This is a genomic window from Thalassospira profundimaris (genome assembly GCF_003326675.1).
Taxonomy (GTDB): Bacteria; Pseudomonadota; Alphaproteobacteria; order Rhodospirillales; family Thalassospiraceae; genus Thalassospira; species Thalassospira aquimaris.
Genome location: NZ_JPWF01000007.1, coordinates 14,795 through 30,372 on the forward strand (window position 1 = coordinate 14,795; position 15,578 = coordinate 30,372).

The window sequence follows — 15,578 nt, forward strand, 5'->3', positions numbered from 1 at the left end:
GCAAATGTCATGTGCTTGTGCCTTGCTCTGAAAGTATCACCTGTTATATTGGCTCATCACTTATCGGGATAGTATCAATGCACGGCTTTGCCGACAAAAACTTGATCAGCAATACAATCACTGCGCGCCACGTCGGCTGCTCGGTGTCTTGTGCTGCCCCGAAAGTCGCTTTTTTCAAAGAGCGAACTTGACCTCATCCTGAAATTCCTTTTCTTGTGCCTTTACCCCGCGTAAACATGCGGGTTGTATATGTGCATTACTGAATTATGCCCGCAGCTAAAGCAGAGTTGAGCCAACCATGATTGCCCTGACCCTTCCCGATGGTGCCGTACGCGAGTTTGACGGCCCGGTATCGGGTTTTGATGTCGCAAAAAGCATCAGTTCTTCGCTGGCAAAGAAATCCTTTGCCATCATCGTCAACGGTAAAGTACGCGACCTTTCGCGCGAGATTGACACTGACGCGACTATCGAAATCGTGACCAAGGGCCATGCAGAGGTTCTGCCGCTGATCCGTCACGACTGCGCCCATGTGATGGCCGAAGCTGTCCAGGAACTGTATCCGGACACGCAGGTCACCATTGGCCCGTCCATTGAAAACGGTTTCTATTACGATTTCTCTCGTGAAACGCCGTTCACGCCGGACGATCTGGTCCAGATCGAAAAGCAGATGCACAAGATCATCGAACGGAATGAACCGATTGTCCGTGAAGTCTGGGATCGCAACAAAGCGATCAAATTCTTCCTCGACAAGGGTGAAAAGTACAAAGCCGAGATCATCCGTGATCTTCCGGAAACCGAGACGATCACCTGCTATCGCCAGGGTGATTTCATTGATCTTTGCCGCGGTCCGCATGCGCCGTCGACCGGCAAAATTGGCAAGGCCTTCAAACTGATGAAGGTTGCCGGTGCCTATTGGCGTGGCAACTCGGATAACGAGATGCTTCAGCGTATCTATGGCACCTGCTGGGAAAGCAAGGAAGACCTTGATGCCTACCTGCATATGCTTGCAGAAGCAGAAAAGCGCGACCACCGTCGCCTTGGCCGCGAAATGGACCTCTTCCACATGCAGGAAGAAGCCCAAGGGTCAGTCTTCTGGCATGACAAGGGCCTGAAGCTTTATCGCAAGGTCGAAAACTATATCCGTGATCGTCTGGATCATGCCGGTTATCAGGAAGTGCGTACGCCGCAGCTTGTTGACCGCGTGCTTTGGGAAAAGTCCGGCCACTGGGAAAAGTTCCGCGAGAACATGTTCACCACCACCCCGGATGAAGATGATCCCGAAAAGGTTCTGGCCCTTAAGCCAATGAACTGCCCATGCCATGTTCAGATTTTCCGTCTGGGCAGCAAGTCCTATCGTGACTTGCCGCTGCGTATGGCTGAGTTCGGTTGCTGTCACCGAAATGAACCGTCTGGCGGTCTTCACGGCATCATGCGTGTTCGTCAGTTCATTCAGGATGACGCGCATATCTTCTGCACCGAAGATCAGATTGTCTCGGAAACCAAGATTTTCTGTGACCTTCTGAAGTCCGTTTACAAGGATTTCGGCTTTACCGACATTCTGGTCAAATTCTCGGACCGCCCGGAAGTGCGTGCAGGTTCCGATGAAATTTGGGACAAGGCAGAAGCAGCCCTTCGCGAGGCGGCCGAAGAAGCCGGTCTTGCCCTTGAAATCAACCCGGGTGAAGGCGCGTTCTACGGGCCGAAGCTTGAGTTCGTTTTGCGTGATGCCATCGGCCGTGACTGGCAGTGCGGCACACTTCAGGCCGACTTTGTTCTGCCGGAACGTCTGGACGCATCCTATATGGGTGAAGACGGCGAAAAGCATCGTCCGGTCATGCTGCACCGTGCGATCCTTGGTTCGCTTGAACGCTTTATCGGTATTCTGATTGAAAACTATGCCGGTCGCCTGCCGCTGTGGCTGTCACCAGTTCATGCAGTTATCTGTTCGATCACCAACGAAGCCGATGATTATGCCCACGAAGTCAAAGCTGTGCTTGAGGCAAAAGGCCTGAATGTCGAACTTGACCTTCGTAACGAAAAGATCAACTACAAGGTCCGCGAACACAGCCACGCCAAGGTTCCAATGATCCTTGCCCTTGGCAAACGTGAAGCCGAGGAAAAAACCGCGTCGGTTCGTCGTATCGGTTTCCAGCACCAGAAGACCTTTGGCATTGAAGAACTTGCCGAAGCAATGGCAACCGAAATTCGTGATCGCGTGATCGAAGCCGAATTTTGATCTAAGCCATAATCGGTAAAGACATCAAAAAAGCCCGCAGGCAATTGCTTGCGGGCTTTTTTTTCATATCTCGAATTGCAAACCTATCGTGGCGGTAATTTCGGATCACTTTTCGGAAGTTGCGTGTTTTTACCTGCACCGGAAAGATCAATCTTCCCTAACTGGTTTCCACTTGCTCCCGAATAATGCGCACTTGCCTGCCCGTATGCAGCTGCCGGATGGCGCGCATTGCCAAACACCTCACCGATAAAGCGCCAGATTTTCGGCACCAGCCAAATCAGCAAAAGAACGAAAACTGCAAACAACACAAAGAATATGGCCGGGTGGAACACCACCGTATAAAGCGCCCCGAACACCGCGACGTCCTCGGTAACCGATGCGAGACTGTTGGTCACGGGTTCCGGTGATGTATTGATCGCAGCACGGCTTCCCGCCTTGGTAAAATGGCTACCTGCGGCAATAGTCCCGCCAACCAGCAGGCTGATCATGGTTTGCGCTTCTTCGCCAAGCCCGACATCAAGGCCGCTTACAGCACCTGCGGCAAGCAATGCACCGGCCGGAATACGGATAAAGGTATGCAGCGCATCCCATAGGCTGTCGACCACGGGGATTTTGTCCGCGACGAATTCAATCAGATACAAAAAGATCGCAATCGCAAGCACCCACCAACTGGCAAGAATCTGCAAATCGGATGGCAAATCGATGAAACCGAGATTGTCCATCATGCCAAGAACGACCACCGTCCCGTACAGATTGACGCCACTGGCCCATGCACCGCCCATACTGAGTGCAAGCGTTTCAACAATTCCCAACGACACGCCCTTTCTTTGACATATTCTTCACCAACAAGTGATTACGAGAAACTTACAGTTGTGATACATCACAAATCCAGAGCGTCCCGACACACGTATTGATGCCATAAGATGATCAATGAAAGGTATGACGATGAACCGCAAGGGTAAAACTTCGAAAATCGTCGCGGCTGTTGCGATGTCTGTTTTTATGGCTGGGCCCCTAACATCGACCAGCGCACTTGCCATGGGAAGCTCCAACACCTGGACATCTGATGGGACCGACTTGTCCGCAGTATCCGAGCTTGTTGATACCGGCATGTATGATATGGCGATTGACAAGATCGAGATGATGCTTAAGGACGATCCCGACAATGCGGACCTGTTCAATTATCTTGCCTATAGCCAGCGCAAGACGGGTGACTTTGAAAGTGCCGCGCAGAATTACGAGCGCGCCCTGATGATCAACCCGGAACATGTCGGTGCGCTTGAATACCAAGGTGAATTGTTCCTGCAAACCGGCAAAGCCGAAATGGCCCGCGAAAATCTGGCACGTCTGGAACAGGTTTGCGGAACTGGCTGTGCTGAATATAAGGAATTGGCTGGAAAAATCGGCAGTTAATTCATCGGAAAACCAACTGCCATTGAAAGCATGACTTCCAGCACCAACCTATTCGTTAGGATATCTTTTTAATCATCTTCAAAAACGTCATATATCGCCGCGATACTGACGTTTGAGGACAGGAAAAGACATGTCTGACGCAATAATGCGTAAAAGCTATACCGTGGTGTGTGTCCGCTCAACGGGCCAGCAAATGGACCTTGCGACCCTTTCGGACTACACCTCGGCGCTGAACTCCGCAAAAGAAGCGCTGACCAACAAAAACAATACCGAAGTGCGGATTGTAGAAAGCAAATACGATCAGGCATCCCGCAAAGACAAGAAGCAGGTCATCAAAATCCTGACCGCAGAAAGCTCTGACAGTTCGACCGGCGCGTCACGGGCAACCCGTAATGGTCGCACCAATCAGGGAATTTCCCGTGAAACCGCCAATCGCGCAAGTAAAGGCATCATCAATATCGTCATTGCGATAACTGTGCTTGTTCTCCTTGCCGGTATCATGATCCCGATGATCACCCGTTGATCCGCCCGAATTCAAACGTGAATGCCAAGATCAAATCATCTTGGCAATTTCCATTATCCACCTGATTTTTCACGATGCTTGACAGGAATGGTGCCGCTTGCAACAGTTGCTCCGTGCTGTTTTGCTGGCTATAACCATGGCCGTAAACGAGATCATCAGGTGAAGCGTGAAAACAAAAGCTGCGATAACAAATAAAGACTTCCCGCTCCGCAGGGTATGTTTTACAGCCGCAGCACTCTTGCCGCTTCTGTCAGCTTGTAGCACCGATGATTTCGGCTCGTCTTTGTTCGGAACATCTACCGAACAAACTGCAAGTATGGCCGCCCCAAAGGTGTCCGGCAGCAATAGCACTGTAAAAATGGACGCCGCATTCAATCATGCGGCATGCGGAGTGTTTTTCGGGCAGGCAAACACGACAGAAATTAAACAGGCCACCAATACAGAAATTTCTCTTGATCGCACGCCTCAGGAAAACCTGATGCAGGCCATTGCGTTTGATATTGATGGCCAATATGAAAGTGCCCGGAAGCTCTATGTTTGGCTGACCGCCTCACCGCCCGAGAACAAAATCAATCTCGATTGCGGTCAGGGCGTTAAATTGTCTGGCAACGTTAACGCACTTGCGCAGCGTCGGCTTGTCGCGCTGGATACAACGGCGCCGCAATTTGCCCGTTCCTCTGAAATCGAAACGGTCGTTGCTGCGGCCACGGTTGCCCCCGGCCCTGATCTTCCGGACCCTCCGCATGTTGAACGTGATCGTCGTTTTTATGAAACCGGTGGCGTTGTCGTAGCTGAACCCGAAGACAGCACAAAACCAATCGAACGTATGGAGATGGAGGTCAGTGACAACACGGCCAAACTCACCATGGTTGAACGCCGCAATCCGGTAGAACCGGTTCCCGCTGCGTCGACGGTATCGACTGTTGCAATGCAGCCCGCAACACCACAACAGCAAATGACGCCCGTTGTTATTGCAAGCACTGCTGCGCCTGCAGAACAACCATCCATGACACCTGTTTCTGCACCAGTTGTAAGCGCACCGACAATTTCCGGCGCAAGCGCGACTGTTGAACATGAAGGCGCGGTCGTCGCAAGCAATTCGCGCCCGACAGAACAAGGCCAACTGGAAATCGCAGATCGGGAAGAAGCGCCAGCCGCTTCGATGATAGAGTTGCCAATGGCGTCAAAATCTTCCACACAATCGGTTGCACAGCGTACTCAGCCCCCGACCACGCCAGTAAAATCTGCCAATATTGCACCAAAACAACCCAGTGCTGTGAATGGTCCCTACTATGCGGTGCAGTTGGCGGCATATCGTTCGCGCGAGCGCGCGGAAACAGCATGGACGACATTCCGGGCATCTTCACGCGGGGTTCTGAACAATGCCCCGCACGAAGTCATTAGCATCGCGATTGAAGGCAAAGGATTGTTCTTCCGTCTGCTGACCGGGCAGTATGCCGCAAAGTCCGAGGCAACAACCGCATGTGGGCAGCTGAAGTCGGTTGGTGTCGACTGTTTAATTCGTCGCGTAACACCCTGATTATTATTAATTTTCACGTTTCACGACTTCAACAACCGCGTCTTTGGATAAGGCAGAGTGCTTACGCATTCGAACGAGAACATCCGGCCTCGTCTTATCCCCGTGACGACGCAAGAATCCGGGCAGCCTTTCAAGCAGATACTCCACCTTTTCATTATGTCGATAGTATCGCCATCGAAGATACTGGATCAAACGTCGCGTGCGTTTTGATCCCGCGGCCAACATTGGTAAACCAATAGCAATAAATACCATCCCAAAAAACGGTGGCGGCAAAGGCAGAAATATCAGGCCGACTAGCAAACTTAGCGCCCCAGTCACCATCAAAGCCATTGATTTCAAACGTGGTCTTTTTCCCAAAACAAAACCTTGTGATTTTATCGCCGGTATCCCGCGCGCGCATTATCAACCGGGCATTTGGGCACACAAAAAGAATGTTCAAAGACATTTGATCAACAGGGGAATTGCTATTGTCGTGCGCTGGGTTACATTGCATCACAAACATCCAATTTGATCAGGTGAAAGACATGCTTTCCGCCCTAAAATCCGACAAAGCACAAATGCCCACTGCTGATAACGCCTTGCCCGGGCGCGACGAAGCCATTGCTGTTGCTGAACGCAACGTTATCACCGGAAACCCGATGGTTGGCCCCTTCCCTGACAATCTGGAAGTCGCCGTGTTTGGTATGGGATGTTTCTGGGGTGCTGAACGTCTTTTCTGGAAGGCGCAAGGCGTCTGGAGTACCGCCGTCGGTTACGCGGGCGGATATACACACAATCCGACATACCGCGAAGTTTGCAGCGGCATGACAGGTCACGCCGAAGTCGTTCTGGTGGTATTTGATCCGGCCGTCATTTCCTATCAGCAGCTTTTAAAGCTGTTCTGGGAAAACCACGATCCGACCCAGGGGATGCGTCAGGGAAATGACATCGGTACGCAATATCGCTCGGTTATCTATGTCACCAGCCCTGAGCAGAATTTGGCAGCAACGGCGTTACGTGATGCCTATCACGGCGCGTTGAATTCCGCGGGCCAAGGCAATATTACGACCGATGTGGCTGAAGCACCGACCTTCTATTACGCCGAAGATTTCCATCAGCAGTATTTGCACAAGAACCCTGACGGATATTGCGGGCTGGGCGGCACGGGCGTTTCCTGCCCCGGAATGTAATCAACAGGTTTGACAGGTTGTCAGAAACGGTCCGAATGACATCAAACTGATACAAATCAGATGCTTGTCATATTTTGCCATAGGTATATTCTCTGATCTATACATATGGCAAAGGACATACCAAAAGATATGCCGGGCCCGTTTCTGAATGACCGATATTTTATAGCACTTCACATCTCTTGGCTGTTGCTCGGGATGTGGCTGTGTGGCGGCGTTGAATATGCCCTTGCCTTGACCAACAACGACGTAAACCATCCGTCTCTTTCAACTTCATTTGTTTTCTTTTGCTCCGTTGCCATCGCGTTGGTGTTGCTCCACATCATGGTTCGGCGCAATGCGCGTTCACGCGAACGCTTTTTCGCCCGTCTTCCGGGACTTGTTTTCCGGATTGATGAGGCTGGTAAAATAGGTTTCGCCTCCAAACACGGTCTTGAATGGTTTGGAGCAACAGATTCGGACAATCTGCACAATCAGATTTTTGACCCGGAAACCCTCCTGCCCCTCCGGCACAAGGCCATTGAAGCCAAAGGCGAAATACAGACCATTGAAATGTCTGTGAAAACCAATCACGGAGAGCAACGCGGCGTTCGCATTCAGATGCGTGCTTTGCCGCCATTCACCAGTGATTGCCAAATTGACTGTATCATCTGGGATATCACCGAATTGCTTGAGGAACGCGACCGTCGCCGCGAAAGCGAAGAACGACTGAAAATTCTCGAAGCACTCAGCAATGAAGCTCTGTTCCTGCACGATGGTGGAAAATGCATTGATACAAACAATGCTTCGGAACGGATGTTTGGCTATTCCCGCAATGAACTTCTCGACCTGAGCGCTGTCGATATCATCGCCAGTGAGACCTTGCCAATGGTCATGGCAAATATCCGATCCGGATATGACAAGCCATACGAAGCCATCGCCAAACGCAAGGATGGTAGCGAGTTCCCATGCGAAATAAACGGTCGGAATGTTTCAATTGACGGCAAGGTGCTGCGCCTTACCAGCTTTACCAACATTTCCGACAGAAAGCTGACAGAGGAACAAATACGGTTCCAAGCCAACCACGATGCGCTGACATCCCTGCCTAACCGCTATCTGTTCATGGACCGTCTCAGCTTTGCCATAAAACTGTCTCAGCGCCGGCGGGAATGCTTTGCACTAATGTTCATCGATATTGATGAATTCAAATCCTTGAATGACAGTGGCGGTCATTCGACCGGGGACAAGGTTCTGAGCGAAATAGCCCGGCGTTTGACCGGAACATTACGCACCGTAGATACCGTTGCACGTATTGGGGGCGACGAGTTTACGGTCATTTTGCCAGGCACCGAAACACCAGAAGATGCAGAACAGGTTGCCCGCAAACTTCATTCAGCACTTTCCGACACACCGATCAACCTCGGTGGCGACCTGTCACCATTCTACATCTCGGCATCCATCGGGATTGCACTTTATCCGGATCACGGTGAAACAGAGGATGAACTGCTATCCGCAGCAGATGACGCAATGTACGCTGCAAAAAAAAGCGGAAGGAACACCTTCCGCTTTGCTTCGGCTAACTGCTCGCGAACGCGCTGACGGAGCACCTTCCTCTCCTAGACCGGCATTCCACCATATTCACGGCTGAGATCGGCACAAACGCGCCGGACCTTCAGGCCCAGTTGCTCAATATGATCATTTGGAATGCGCGCTGCCGGACCAGAAAGCGAAAGTGCTGCTATCGGGCTTCCTGTCTCGTCACGCACAACACCGGCAACACACCGCAATCCAACGGCGTGTTCTTCGTCATCAAGGGCGTAGCCGCGCTTGCGGGAACGCTCCAGATCCTTCTCCAGCGCCCCTTCAGACACCAAGGTCCGTTCCGTGATCTTGGGCAAGCCATGTTTGGCAACAACGGACTTCAGCTCTGCTTCCGGAAGGAATGCCAACAGGGCCTTGCCTACACCGGAACAATGCATCAGGGCCCGACGGCCCGGCGTCACGAGGGCGCGCATCATCTTGCGACATTCGACCTGGGACAGGAAAATGACCTCGCCCCCATCCGCCACAGCAAGGTTTACCGTTTCCCCACTGTCTTCCATCAAAGCCCGCATGTAAGGACGCGCAATCTGGCTCAGATTGCGGTTCTTGGTAAATGCATTGCCAACACTGAAGGCCTGCACGCCGACAAACCAAAGTGTCCGCTCGCCATCAAACGAAACATAGCGTTCATGCTGCATTGTGGTCAGCAATCGATGTGCCGTCGATGGCGGCAGTTTTACCTGTTGGGCAATTTCGGTCAGCGTCATGCCATCATCGCTTTCTGCAAGCGCATTGAGAATGCTTAACGCCCTGACCAGTGATTGAACCTGCTGCATGCAGATACGTCTCCCTGAATTGGCCCGTTATGCGGGCCGCAATTTCACTATTACGTGAATATTATGGGATCATTCTGCTGTACGCACGGACTTTTGCTTCATCCAAACGAAAGTGGAATAGACAACCAGATAAACTGTCGCTGCGGCAAACGAAATCAACGTCCCGATATTCAGCCCCAGAACAGGATAGGTAAGTGATACTGCAAGGATGTATGTCCAAAGCGCGCCCATCCCTCGCGGGAAGTTCCGAACAAGCGTATGTACGGGCGCTGCACCATAGCTGAAATGCAATATGATCATTGTTGGATACAACGCGACCGGAAAACCTGACAAAATCCCCGACCATCGCGGCCCGATCAAAGCAGCAAGCCCACTGATGATCAGGACAATAATCGACGCAAGACCAGCACGGAAAAAGACCACCCGTTTGGTCACACGGACACGGTTCAGGATTTTGACGTTCTCGATCTTTCTAAACAGAACCAAAGCGACAAAAATAGCCCCCAGCAGAATAATTGCGGCCTGCGTCAAGGTCATAGATGTCAGTTGGAACAGCCACGAAACTGCAAAATACACAATGAATGCCGAAAGTGAACTCAGCACAATCTGGGGAATAACCGGCAAGCTCACCAAACGTCGCGATGCATGAAAATATCCATACAGAAACGCCAGCGTCGCAATAAGTCCGGGCATCGCATAGACGGCACTTTCACTGGCAAATGTAATACCCTGCTCTACTGCTATGAAATACAGCAGGATTGCGGTTCCCAACGGATAACCCGAAAGGATACCCGCTACACGTGGCCCGGCACGCTCGGCCAAAAATGACAGTCCAAGAACCATTCCGACTGAAACACTTAGCTTGGCCAATATAAGTTCCACGTCCCGTCACCTCGCACGCACAGGTCAATCAATGACAATTTATCAACAAATTGACTTTATCGCTATATGGTTTGTGTCGGACGGGCAAGCCCGAACCACTTTGCAATGGTCCACAATGCAAAAAGGCGGGACCGCCTAGGGTGCCCGCCTTTGATTTACATTTGCTGACTCATCCTGTACCGGCAGGATAAACGCCTGATATCTACACCGCCATTTTCTGACGCTGAACAAGATCCTCTGCCCGTTTTACATTTGAATAAGCAACATACTGGCTTTTCGACGCCGGTTTCTGAACAATCACCCCGCGCCACCCCAGACCGACATAGGTTTCGTATCCGGGCGTCAATGCCTGGGCGACAATCGTCTGATCTTCAATCAGATAAGCTCCCTTGTCTTCCTTGTTATGGCGCAGCGCCATATATTCGCCAAGTCGCATCATCGGATCGGAAGACGCAATAATTTTACAATCACGATCCACGATCATGATTGTTGTCCGTTCGCGTTCTTCATCAGGAAGGTTGATCGAGTTGACCACAGATTCCGCCTGCACCTCCCAGTCGAAAAAGATGCCCATCGCGCCGACAATCTGACCATCCTCTTCACCACCGGCCCGAACTGCGGTTGCATAGGTTGCCACTGATTTTCCACCAAGAACATCAACATTCTCGATATCGGCAACAGCATATTCGCCGCCATTCTGTGTTGCCATTGCCTGGCGGAACCATGCTTTGTCACTGACGTCTGTACCAATAACATTATAGCGATCCGGACGACCGTTTGCGATCACCCGCCCGTTCTTGTCTCCCACCCACAAATCAAGATAGACGGTATAGGAATCAAGGATCACACCAAGGCGCTTGCAGGCAAATTTGCGGGTTGCCTCGTCGGCATTGGCATCACAACCCTGCACGACCGCGCTATCGGTTGCCCACCAGCGGACGTCACAGCTGCGCTCATAAAGGTTGCGGTCAATTAATTCGATAACATAAAGCGCCAAATCAGAAAGCCGCGATCCGCGGACGATCTGGGCGGTTTTACGCAGCTCTGCCGCCTCTTCGACGAACAGTTCCTGCAACTCATTGGCAATGGATGTGATTTTTTGGGAAATTGCGCTGACTTCGTTGGCAACGACGGCAAATCCTCTTCCGGCGTCCCCGGCGCGAGAAGCTTCGATCAAAGCATTCATCGCAAGCATCTTGGCAGTCTTGGTTACATTCTGAATTTCGTTCACTTTGGCAGTCGTTAGTTCCGACATATTCGTCGCGGCGTTCAGAATTCTCTCAGGCATATGGCTTCCCCTTATTTTTGTGGTTTCACCAATCCTGCGGGTCTAACCGCTTTTGATCATCAGGTTTTTCTAAATCACACAAATCGCGTTGTGGATTAAATATCCTTTACTTTCAGACTTCTAGATCAACATTCCTTATCAATGAAGGTTTTGTGACACATAGGAACAAATCAGATACCCAAAACCACCCAATACAACCATATAGTTCACATTAAACTTGATCGGTCGATTTCAGTCTGAAGGCATAAAGGGGCGAACCGGGTTTCTTATATTTTCTCGGGCTATATCGCCGCAAAACAGCATAAAATTCGATTCGGATTATTCAGATGCGCCCTGCGCTCTCGAATATCCTGTTTTCACCCGCCTTTAACGAAGGAAATTTCACAATCCCAGATCTGCACAACCTGATCTCATGCAGACATCAATACAACTGCGTCCCAAAGCAACTTCAGGCCGGTAAAGAAAAGCAGGCAATAGCAAACCCGGTAAAAAAGGATGACATTCACTTTGTCATGAGCCCAAAGACCAAGCCAGGTTCCAAACAAAGCAACCGGCACGAGAACGGCCGACGTACCCAAATTTGCGCTGCTGAACTGTCCCAGAAACCAATACGGGACCAGCTTTACGTAGTTCACGACGATGAAAAACATCACGGTCGTGCCGACGAAAATTGATTTATCCAGTCTTTGAGGAAGCAAGAACACCGAAACCGGCGGGCCACCTGCATGGGCGACGAAACTTGTGAAGCCCGCAAGACTTCCAAGCACCGATCCTTTTCCCCAAGTTGCCGATTTCGGACTGTCCCCCGCCTTCTTGCCACGCAACCAGTGGTCAAGGGTGAAGACGATGGCAATTGTCGCGATAATCAGTTTAACGACTGCCACGCTAAGATAGCTGAATGTCAGTACCCCGATTAAAATCCCGATAAGGGCCGCTGGCACCAGGATAAGCATATTGCGGCGATCCCATCGCTTGCGATAGGCCCACACATTTGCAAGATCCATAAGACACAGGATCGGAAGCATGATAGCAGCCGCGGCTTGTGGCGACACAGCAAGCGCCATCAAAGGAACGGCAATTACCCCAAGCCCGCCCCCAAATCCGCTTTTCGAAACGCCAGCGATCAAAACAGCCGGAATTGCGACCGCAAAAAAGAACGGGTCAGTGATAAATTCCATAAAACTTCCCTTGAATAATCATACCGTGCCTGCCCCGGCACCAGTTCAGCGTTCCAGAAGACGCGGCATCAATTCGACGAAATTACAAGGCCGATGGCGGATATCAAGTTGATATGTCAGGATTTCATCCCACGCATCCTTGCATGCCCCTGTCGATCCGGGCAGTGCAAACATGTAAGTGCCGTTACATACACCTGCCGTTGCTCGCGACTGTACGGTCGAAGTTCCGATTTTCTGGAATGATATCCAGCGGAACAGTTCGCCGAACCCGGGGATTTCCTTTTCATACAAGGCGCGATGGGCTTCAACCGTAACGTCGCGTCCGGTTACACCGGTTCCGCCGGTCGTAATGATCACGTCAATTTCCGGATCGTCGCACCATTTCGCAAGTTGTGAGCGCAACTGCTCTTGATCATCTCGCAGAATCAGTCGGCTATGTACATGATGCCCATTGGCTTCGATACGGCCAACCAGCACATCTCCCGACGTGTCATTCTCTGCTGTACGCGTGTCACTCACCGTCAATACAGCGATATTAATGGACACGAACGGTTTGCTCTCGTCAATTCCGGCCAAGTTGGACCTCCCGCCTTTTCTATTGCCAGATCAAACTAGTACGGCGCATTTCAGGTGCAAGCCTTTTCATTGAATTTGATCCATTCAGGATACCTCCCGAATCATGATCAAATAATTTTGATGCGATTTTTGTCATTTTATTATCAAACGATCGTCTTCAATGACTGCTCTTGAAAGAATTTTACGAATGAACATCTAAGTAAATTTTTCAATTAATTCAATTCACTGACCATCACTATTCTACCATAACGCTAACAAATAACCCATAATTGGTATTACCAATAAGAGACATCTCTGTTACTTTGCTTGCCGACCAACATTTTTCCCCGTAGAAAGCGGTATAGGGATACCAAATTAGCGCCTCCACCACGGCGCTCGGACGCAGAGATACGAACCGGCAGGAAACAGAGGACCCATCATGAGCGACTTGCTTTGGCAACCGGCAAAAGAACGTGTTGAGAATGCAAACGTCACCAGCTTCCGTCGCTGGGTGAACGATAAATACAGTCTGAATCTTTTGGATTTTACAGCGCTGTACGACTGGTCGGTCGCCGAAATCGAGCAATTTTGGCCTGCTATTATCGAGTTCTGCAATCTTAAGGCCGAGACATGGGGCGAACGTGTTCTGATTGACGGCGACAAAATGCCCGGCGCACAGTTCTTCCCCGATGCCCGCCTTAACTTTGCGCAGAACCTTCTGGTTCGCGATGACAATACCGATGCTCTTGTTTTCTGGGGTGAAGACAAGGTGAAATCACGCCTGTCCTGGGCAGAACTGAACATCGCAGTATCACGCTTTTCACAGGCACTTCGTGCTGAGGGCGTGAAAAAAGGTGACCGTGTTTGCGGCTATATGCCCAACATGTCGGAAACGGTCATCGCGATGTTGGCGACGGCTGCAATCGGCGCCACCTGGTCTTCGGCCTCCCCTGACTTTGGCGTTCAGGGTGTTGTCGACCGATTTGGCCAGATTGAGCCAACCGTTATGATCACGGTTGATGGCTATCATTATAATGGTAAACAGCACGACATTCGTGAAAAGGTTCGTGATGTTGTTGAGCGCATCGACAGCCTCAGGAAAGTGGTCATTGTTGCCTATGCCTTTGATGGCTCAGACACCACCGGCATTCGCAATGCAATCGGCTATGAGGCATTTCTCTCACCGTTTGAAGGCGAAAAGATTACGTTCGAGCAGGTGGAGTTTAACCATCCTCTATATGTAATGTTTTCTTCAGGCACGACCGGAAAGCCCAAATGCATTGTCCATGGAACCGGTGGCACGCTGTTAAAGCAGGTGTCAGAACATGTTCTGCATTGCGATGTGGCACCGGGTGACCGCGTATTTTATTTCACGACTTGCGGCTGGATGATGTGGAACTGGTTGATGGCAGGCTTGGCCGCCGGGGCAACCTTGCTGCTTTATGATGGTTCCCCGTTCTATCCGAGTGGCAACATTCTGTTTGATTATGCAGACGCCGAAGGCATGACGCTGTTTGGCACGTCAGCCAAATATATCGATGCCCTGGCAAAGGCCGAGCTTAAACCACGTGAAACCCATGACCTTTCGACAGTCCGCGCGATGACGTCGACCGGGTCACCATTGGCCCCGGAAAGCTTTGATTACGTCTATCGCGACATCAAGGAAGATATCCATCTGGCATCGATTTCAGGCGGCACAGATATTCTTGGCTGTTTCGTCCTTGCCTCTCCGGTACTGCCGGTCAAGCGTGGCGTGATCCAGACACGTGCACTTGGCGTTGCTGTCGACGTTTTTAATGATGATGGAAAGCCGGTCCGAAACGAGAAAGGCGAACTGGTCTGCACCAAGCCCTTCCCGTCCATGCCGGTCGGCTTCTGGAACGACCCGGACGGATCGCGCTACCACGCGGCCTATTTTGACCGGTTCGATAACATCTGGTGCCACGGCGACTATGTCGAACTCGATGACGAGGGCGGCATGGTTATTTATGGCCGCTCGGATGCGACCCTTAATCCCGGCGGCGTGCGTATCGGCACGGCTGAAATCTATCGCCAGGTTGAAAAACTTCCCGAGATTCAGGAATCGATTGTCATAGGACAGGACTGGGACAACGATGTCAGGGTCATCCTGTTTGTTGTGCTGCGCGAAAATTACGAGCTGGATACCGCGCTGATCGACAAGATCAAAAAGCAAATTCGCAACAATTGCACCCCGCGTCACGTCCCGGCAAAAGTGATTGCCGTTGCCGATATTCCGCGGACCAAGTCTGGTAAAATCACCGAACTTGCTGTGCGCGACGTCGTTCACGGAAGGCCTGTCAAAAACCAGGAAGCCCTTGCAAATCCAACAGCCCTGGAGCTTTTTTCAAATTTGAGTGATCTCAAGAAGTAACAACATCACACCCCCTGCAGCTTGCCTCAGGGGGTGTTTTTGTATCTG

General features: G+C 51.1%; 15 protein-coding genes. 8 read left to right on the plus strand and 7 right to left on the minus strand.

Features of this window, described 5'->3' with window-relative positions; translation table 11 throughout:
- The first annotated feature begins 298 nt into the window (after positions 1-298).
- Entirely contained in the window at positions 299-2,236 is a 1,938-nt protein-coding gene (gene thrS, locus TH19_RS11500) for a threonine--tRNA ligase (RefSeq protein ID WP_114102512.1), read from the plus strand.
- 83 nt (positions 2,237-2,319) lie between these two features.
- Here the strand turns inward: thrS and TH19_RS11505 are convergent, their stop codons facing one another.
- Entirely contained in the window at positions 2,320-3,054 is a 735-nt protein-coding gene (locus TH19_RS11505) for a DUF4126 domain-containing protein (protein WP_258547925.1), read from the minus strand.
- A 112-nt stretch (positions 3,055-3,166) separates the two neighbouring features.
- Between TH19_RS11505 and TH19_RS11510 the strand changes: the two genes are divergently transcribed.
- From TH19_RS11510 to TH19_RS11520, 3 genes are all read left to right on the plus strand, one after another.
- Positions 3,167-3,649 (plus strand): tetratricopeptide repeat protein, encoded by a 483-nt coding sequence (locus TH19_RS11510; protein WP_258547926.1) that lies wholly within the window; start codon positions 3,167-3,169, stop codon positions 3,647-3,649.
- 130 nt (positions 3,650-3,779) lie between these two features.
- The gene (locus TH19_RS11515; RefSeq protein WP_114102513.1) at positions 3,780-4,172 is read left to right on the plus strand and encodes a hypothetical protein; all 393 of its coding nucleotides are present in this window, start codon (positions 3,780-3,782) and stop codon (positions 4,170-4,172) included.
- Between the two features lie 478 nt (positions 4,173-4,650).
- Positions 4,651-5,712 carry an SPOR domain-containing protein gene (locus TH19_RS11520; RefSeq protein ID WP_181846396.1) on the plus strand — a complete coding sequence of 354 codons (1,062 nt, stop codon included), beginning with the start codon at positions 4,651-4,653 and terminating at the stop codon, positions 5,710-5,712.
- 6 nt (positions 5,713-5,718) lie between these two features.
- Here TH19_RS11520 and TH19_RS23250 read toward each other — a convergent pair whose 3' ends face one another.
- A complete protein-coding gene (locus TH19_RS23250; protein ID WP_367575489.1) occupies positions 5,719-6,030 on the minus strand; it encodes a hypothetical protein in 312 nt (103 codons plus the stop codon).
- On the opposite strand from TH19_RS23250, the gene TH19_RS23075 reads away from it, so the two are divergent.
- The 3 genes from TH19_RS23075 to TH19_RS11535 all read left to right on the plus strand — a co-directional run bounded on the left by TH19_RS23075 (position 5,912) and on the right by TH19_RS11535 (position 8,456).
- Positions 5,912-6,223 (plus strand): hypothetical protein, encoded by a 312-nt coding sequence (locus TH19_RS23075; RefSeq protein WP_258547927.1) that lies wholly within the window; start codon positions 5,912-5,914, stop codon positions 6,221-6,223. The genes TH19_RS23250 and TH19_RS23075 overlap by 119 nt on opposite strands.
- A gap of 13 nt (positions 6,224-6,236) precedes the next feature.
- Positions 6,237-6,881, plus strand: a complete 645-nt coding sequence (msrA, locus tag TH19_RS11530; protein WP_114102516.1) for a peptide-methionine (S)-S-oxide reductase MsrA — start codon at positions 6,237-6,239, stop codon at positions 6,879-6,881.
- A gap of 321 nt (positions 6,882-7,202) precedes the next feature.
- Entirely contained in the window at positions 7,203-8,456 is a 1,254-nt protein-coding gene (locus TH19_RS11535) for a diguanylate cyclase domain-containing protein (protein WP_181846397.1), read from the plus strand.
- Between the two features lie 17 nt (positions 8,457-8,473).
- Here the strand turns inward: TH19_RS11535 and TH19_RS11540 are convergent, their stop codons facing one another.
- The 5 genes from TH19_RS11540 to moaB form a co-directional block, all read right to left on the minus strand.
- Positions 8,474-9,235, minus strand: coding sequence for an IclR family transcriptional regulator (locus TH19_RS11540; RefSeq protein ID WP_114102518.1), 762 nt, complete (start codon positions 9,233-9,235; stop codon positions 8,474-8,476).
- A gap of 69 nt (positions 9,236-9,304) precedes the next feature.
- Positions 9,305-10,057, minus strand: coding sequence for a hypothetical protein (locus TH19_RS11545; RefSeq protein ID WP_258547928.1), 753 nt, complete (start codon positions 10,055-10,057; stop codon positions 9,305-9,307).
- Between the two features lie 262 nt (positions 10,058-10,319).
- Positions 10,320-11,405, minus strand: coding sequence for a methyl-accepting chemotaxis protein (locus TH19_RS11550; RefSeq protein ID WP_114102520.1), 1,086 nt, complete (start codon positions 11,403-11,405; stop codon positions 10,320-10,322).
- A gap of 410 nt (positions 11,406-11,815) precedes the next feature.
- Positions 11,816-12,583: a sulfite exporter TauE/SafE family protein gene (locus TH19_RS11555; RefSeq protein ID WP_114102521.1), complete on the minus strand. Its 768-nt coding sequence runs from the start codon at positions 12,581-12,583 to the stop codon at positions 11,816-11,818.
- A 45-nt stretch (positions 12,584-12,628) separates the two neighbouring features.
- The gene (gene moaB, locus TH19_RS11560; RefSeq protein ID WP_114102522.1) at positions 12,629-13,159 is read right to left on the minus strand and encodes a molybdenum cofactor biosynthesis protein B; all 531 of its coding nucleotides are present in this window, start codon (positions 13,157-13,159) and stop codon (positions 12,629-12,631) included.
- Positions 13,160-13,577: 418 nt separating this feature from the next.
- Here moaB and TH19_RS11565 point away from each other — a divergent pair, with 418 nt between their 5' ends.
- Positions 13,578-15,530 (plus strand): acetoacetate--CoA ligase, encoded by a 1,953-nt coding sequence (locus TH19_RS11565; protein WP_114102523.1) that lies wholly within the window; start codon positions 13,578-13,580, stop codon positions 15,528-15,530.
- The last annotated feature ends 48 nt before the right edge of the window (positions 15,531-15,578 follow it).

Excerpts from the sequence above, each read along its gene's own strand:
- TH19_RS11565 (WP_114102523.1), top strand. The coding sequence starts at position 13,578 with ATGAGCGACTTGCTTTGGCAACCGGCAAAAGAACGTGTTGAGAATGCA.
- TH19_RS11520 (WP_181846396.1), top strand. The coding sequence starts at position 4,651 with ATGCAGGCCATTGCGTTTGATATTGATGGCCAATATGAAAGTGCCCGG.
- msrA (WP_114102516.1), top strand. The coding sequence starts at position 6,237 with ATGCTTTCCGCCCTAAAATCCGACAAAGCACAAATGCCCACTGCTGAT.
- TH19_RS11535 (WP_181846397.1), top strand. The coding sequence starts at position 7,203 with ATGGTTCGGCGCAATGCGCGTTCACGCGAACGCTTTTTCGCCCGTCTT.
- TH19_RS11515 (WP_114102513.1), top strand. The coding sequence starts at position 3,780 with ATGTCTGACGCAATAATGCGTAAAAGCTATACCGTGGTGTGTGTCCGC.
- TH19_RS11510 (WP_258547926.1), top strand. The coding sequence starts at position 3,167 with ATGAAAGGTATGACGATGAACCGCAAGGGTAAAACTTCGAAAATCGTC.
- TH19_RS11555 (WP_114102521.1), bottom strand. The coding sequence starts at position 12,583 with ATGGAATTTATCACTGACCCGTTCTTTTTTGCGGTCGCAATTCCGGCT.
- thrS (WP_114102512.1), top strand. The coding sequence starts at position 299 with ATGATTGCCCTGACCCTTCCCGATGGTGCCGTACGCGAGTTTGACGGC.
- TH19_RS11550 (WP_114102520.1), bottom strand. The coding sequence starts at position 11,405 with ATGCCTGAGAGAATTCTGAACGCCGCGACGAATATGTCGGAACTAACG.
- TH19_RS11540 (WP_114102518.1), bottom strand. The coding sequence starts at position 9,235 with ATGCAGCAGGTTCAATCACTGGTCAGGGCGTTAAGCATTCTCAATGCG.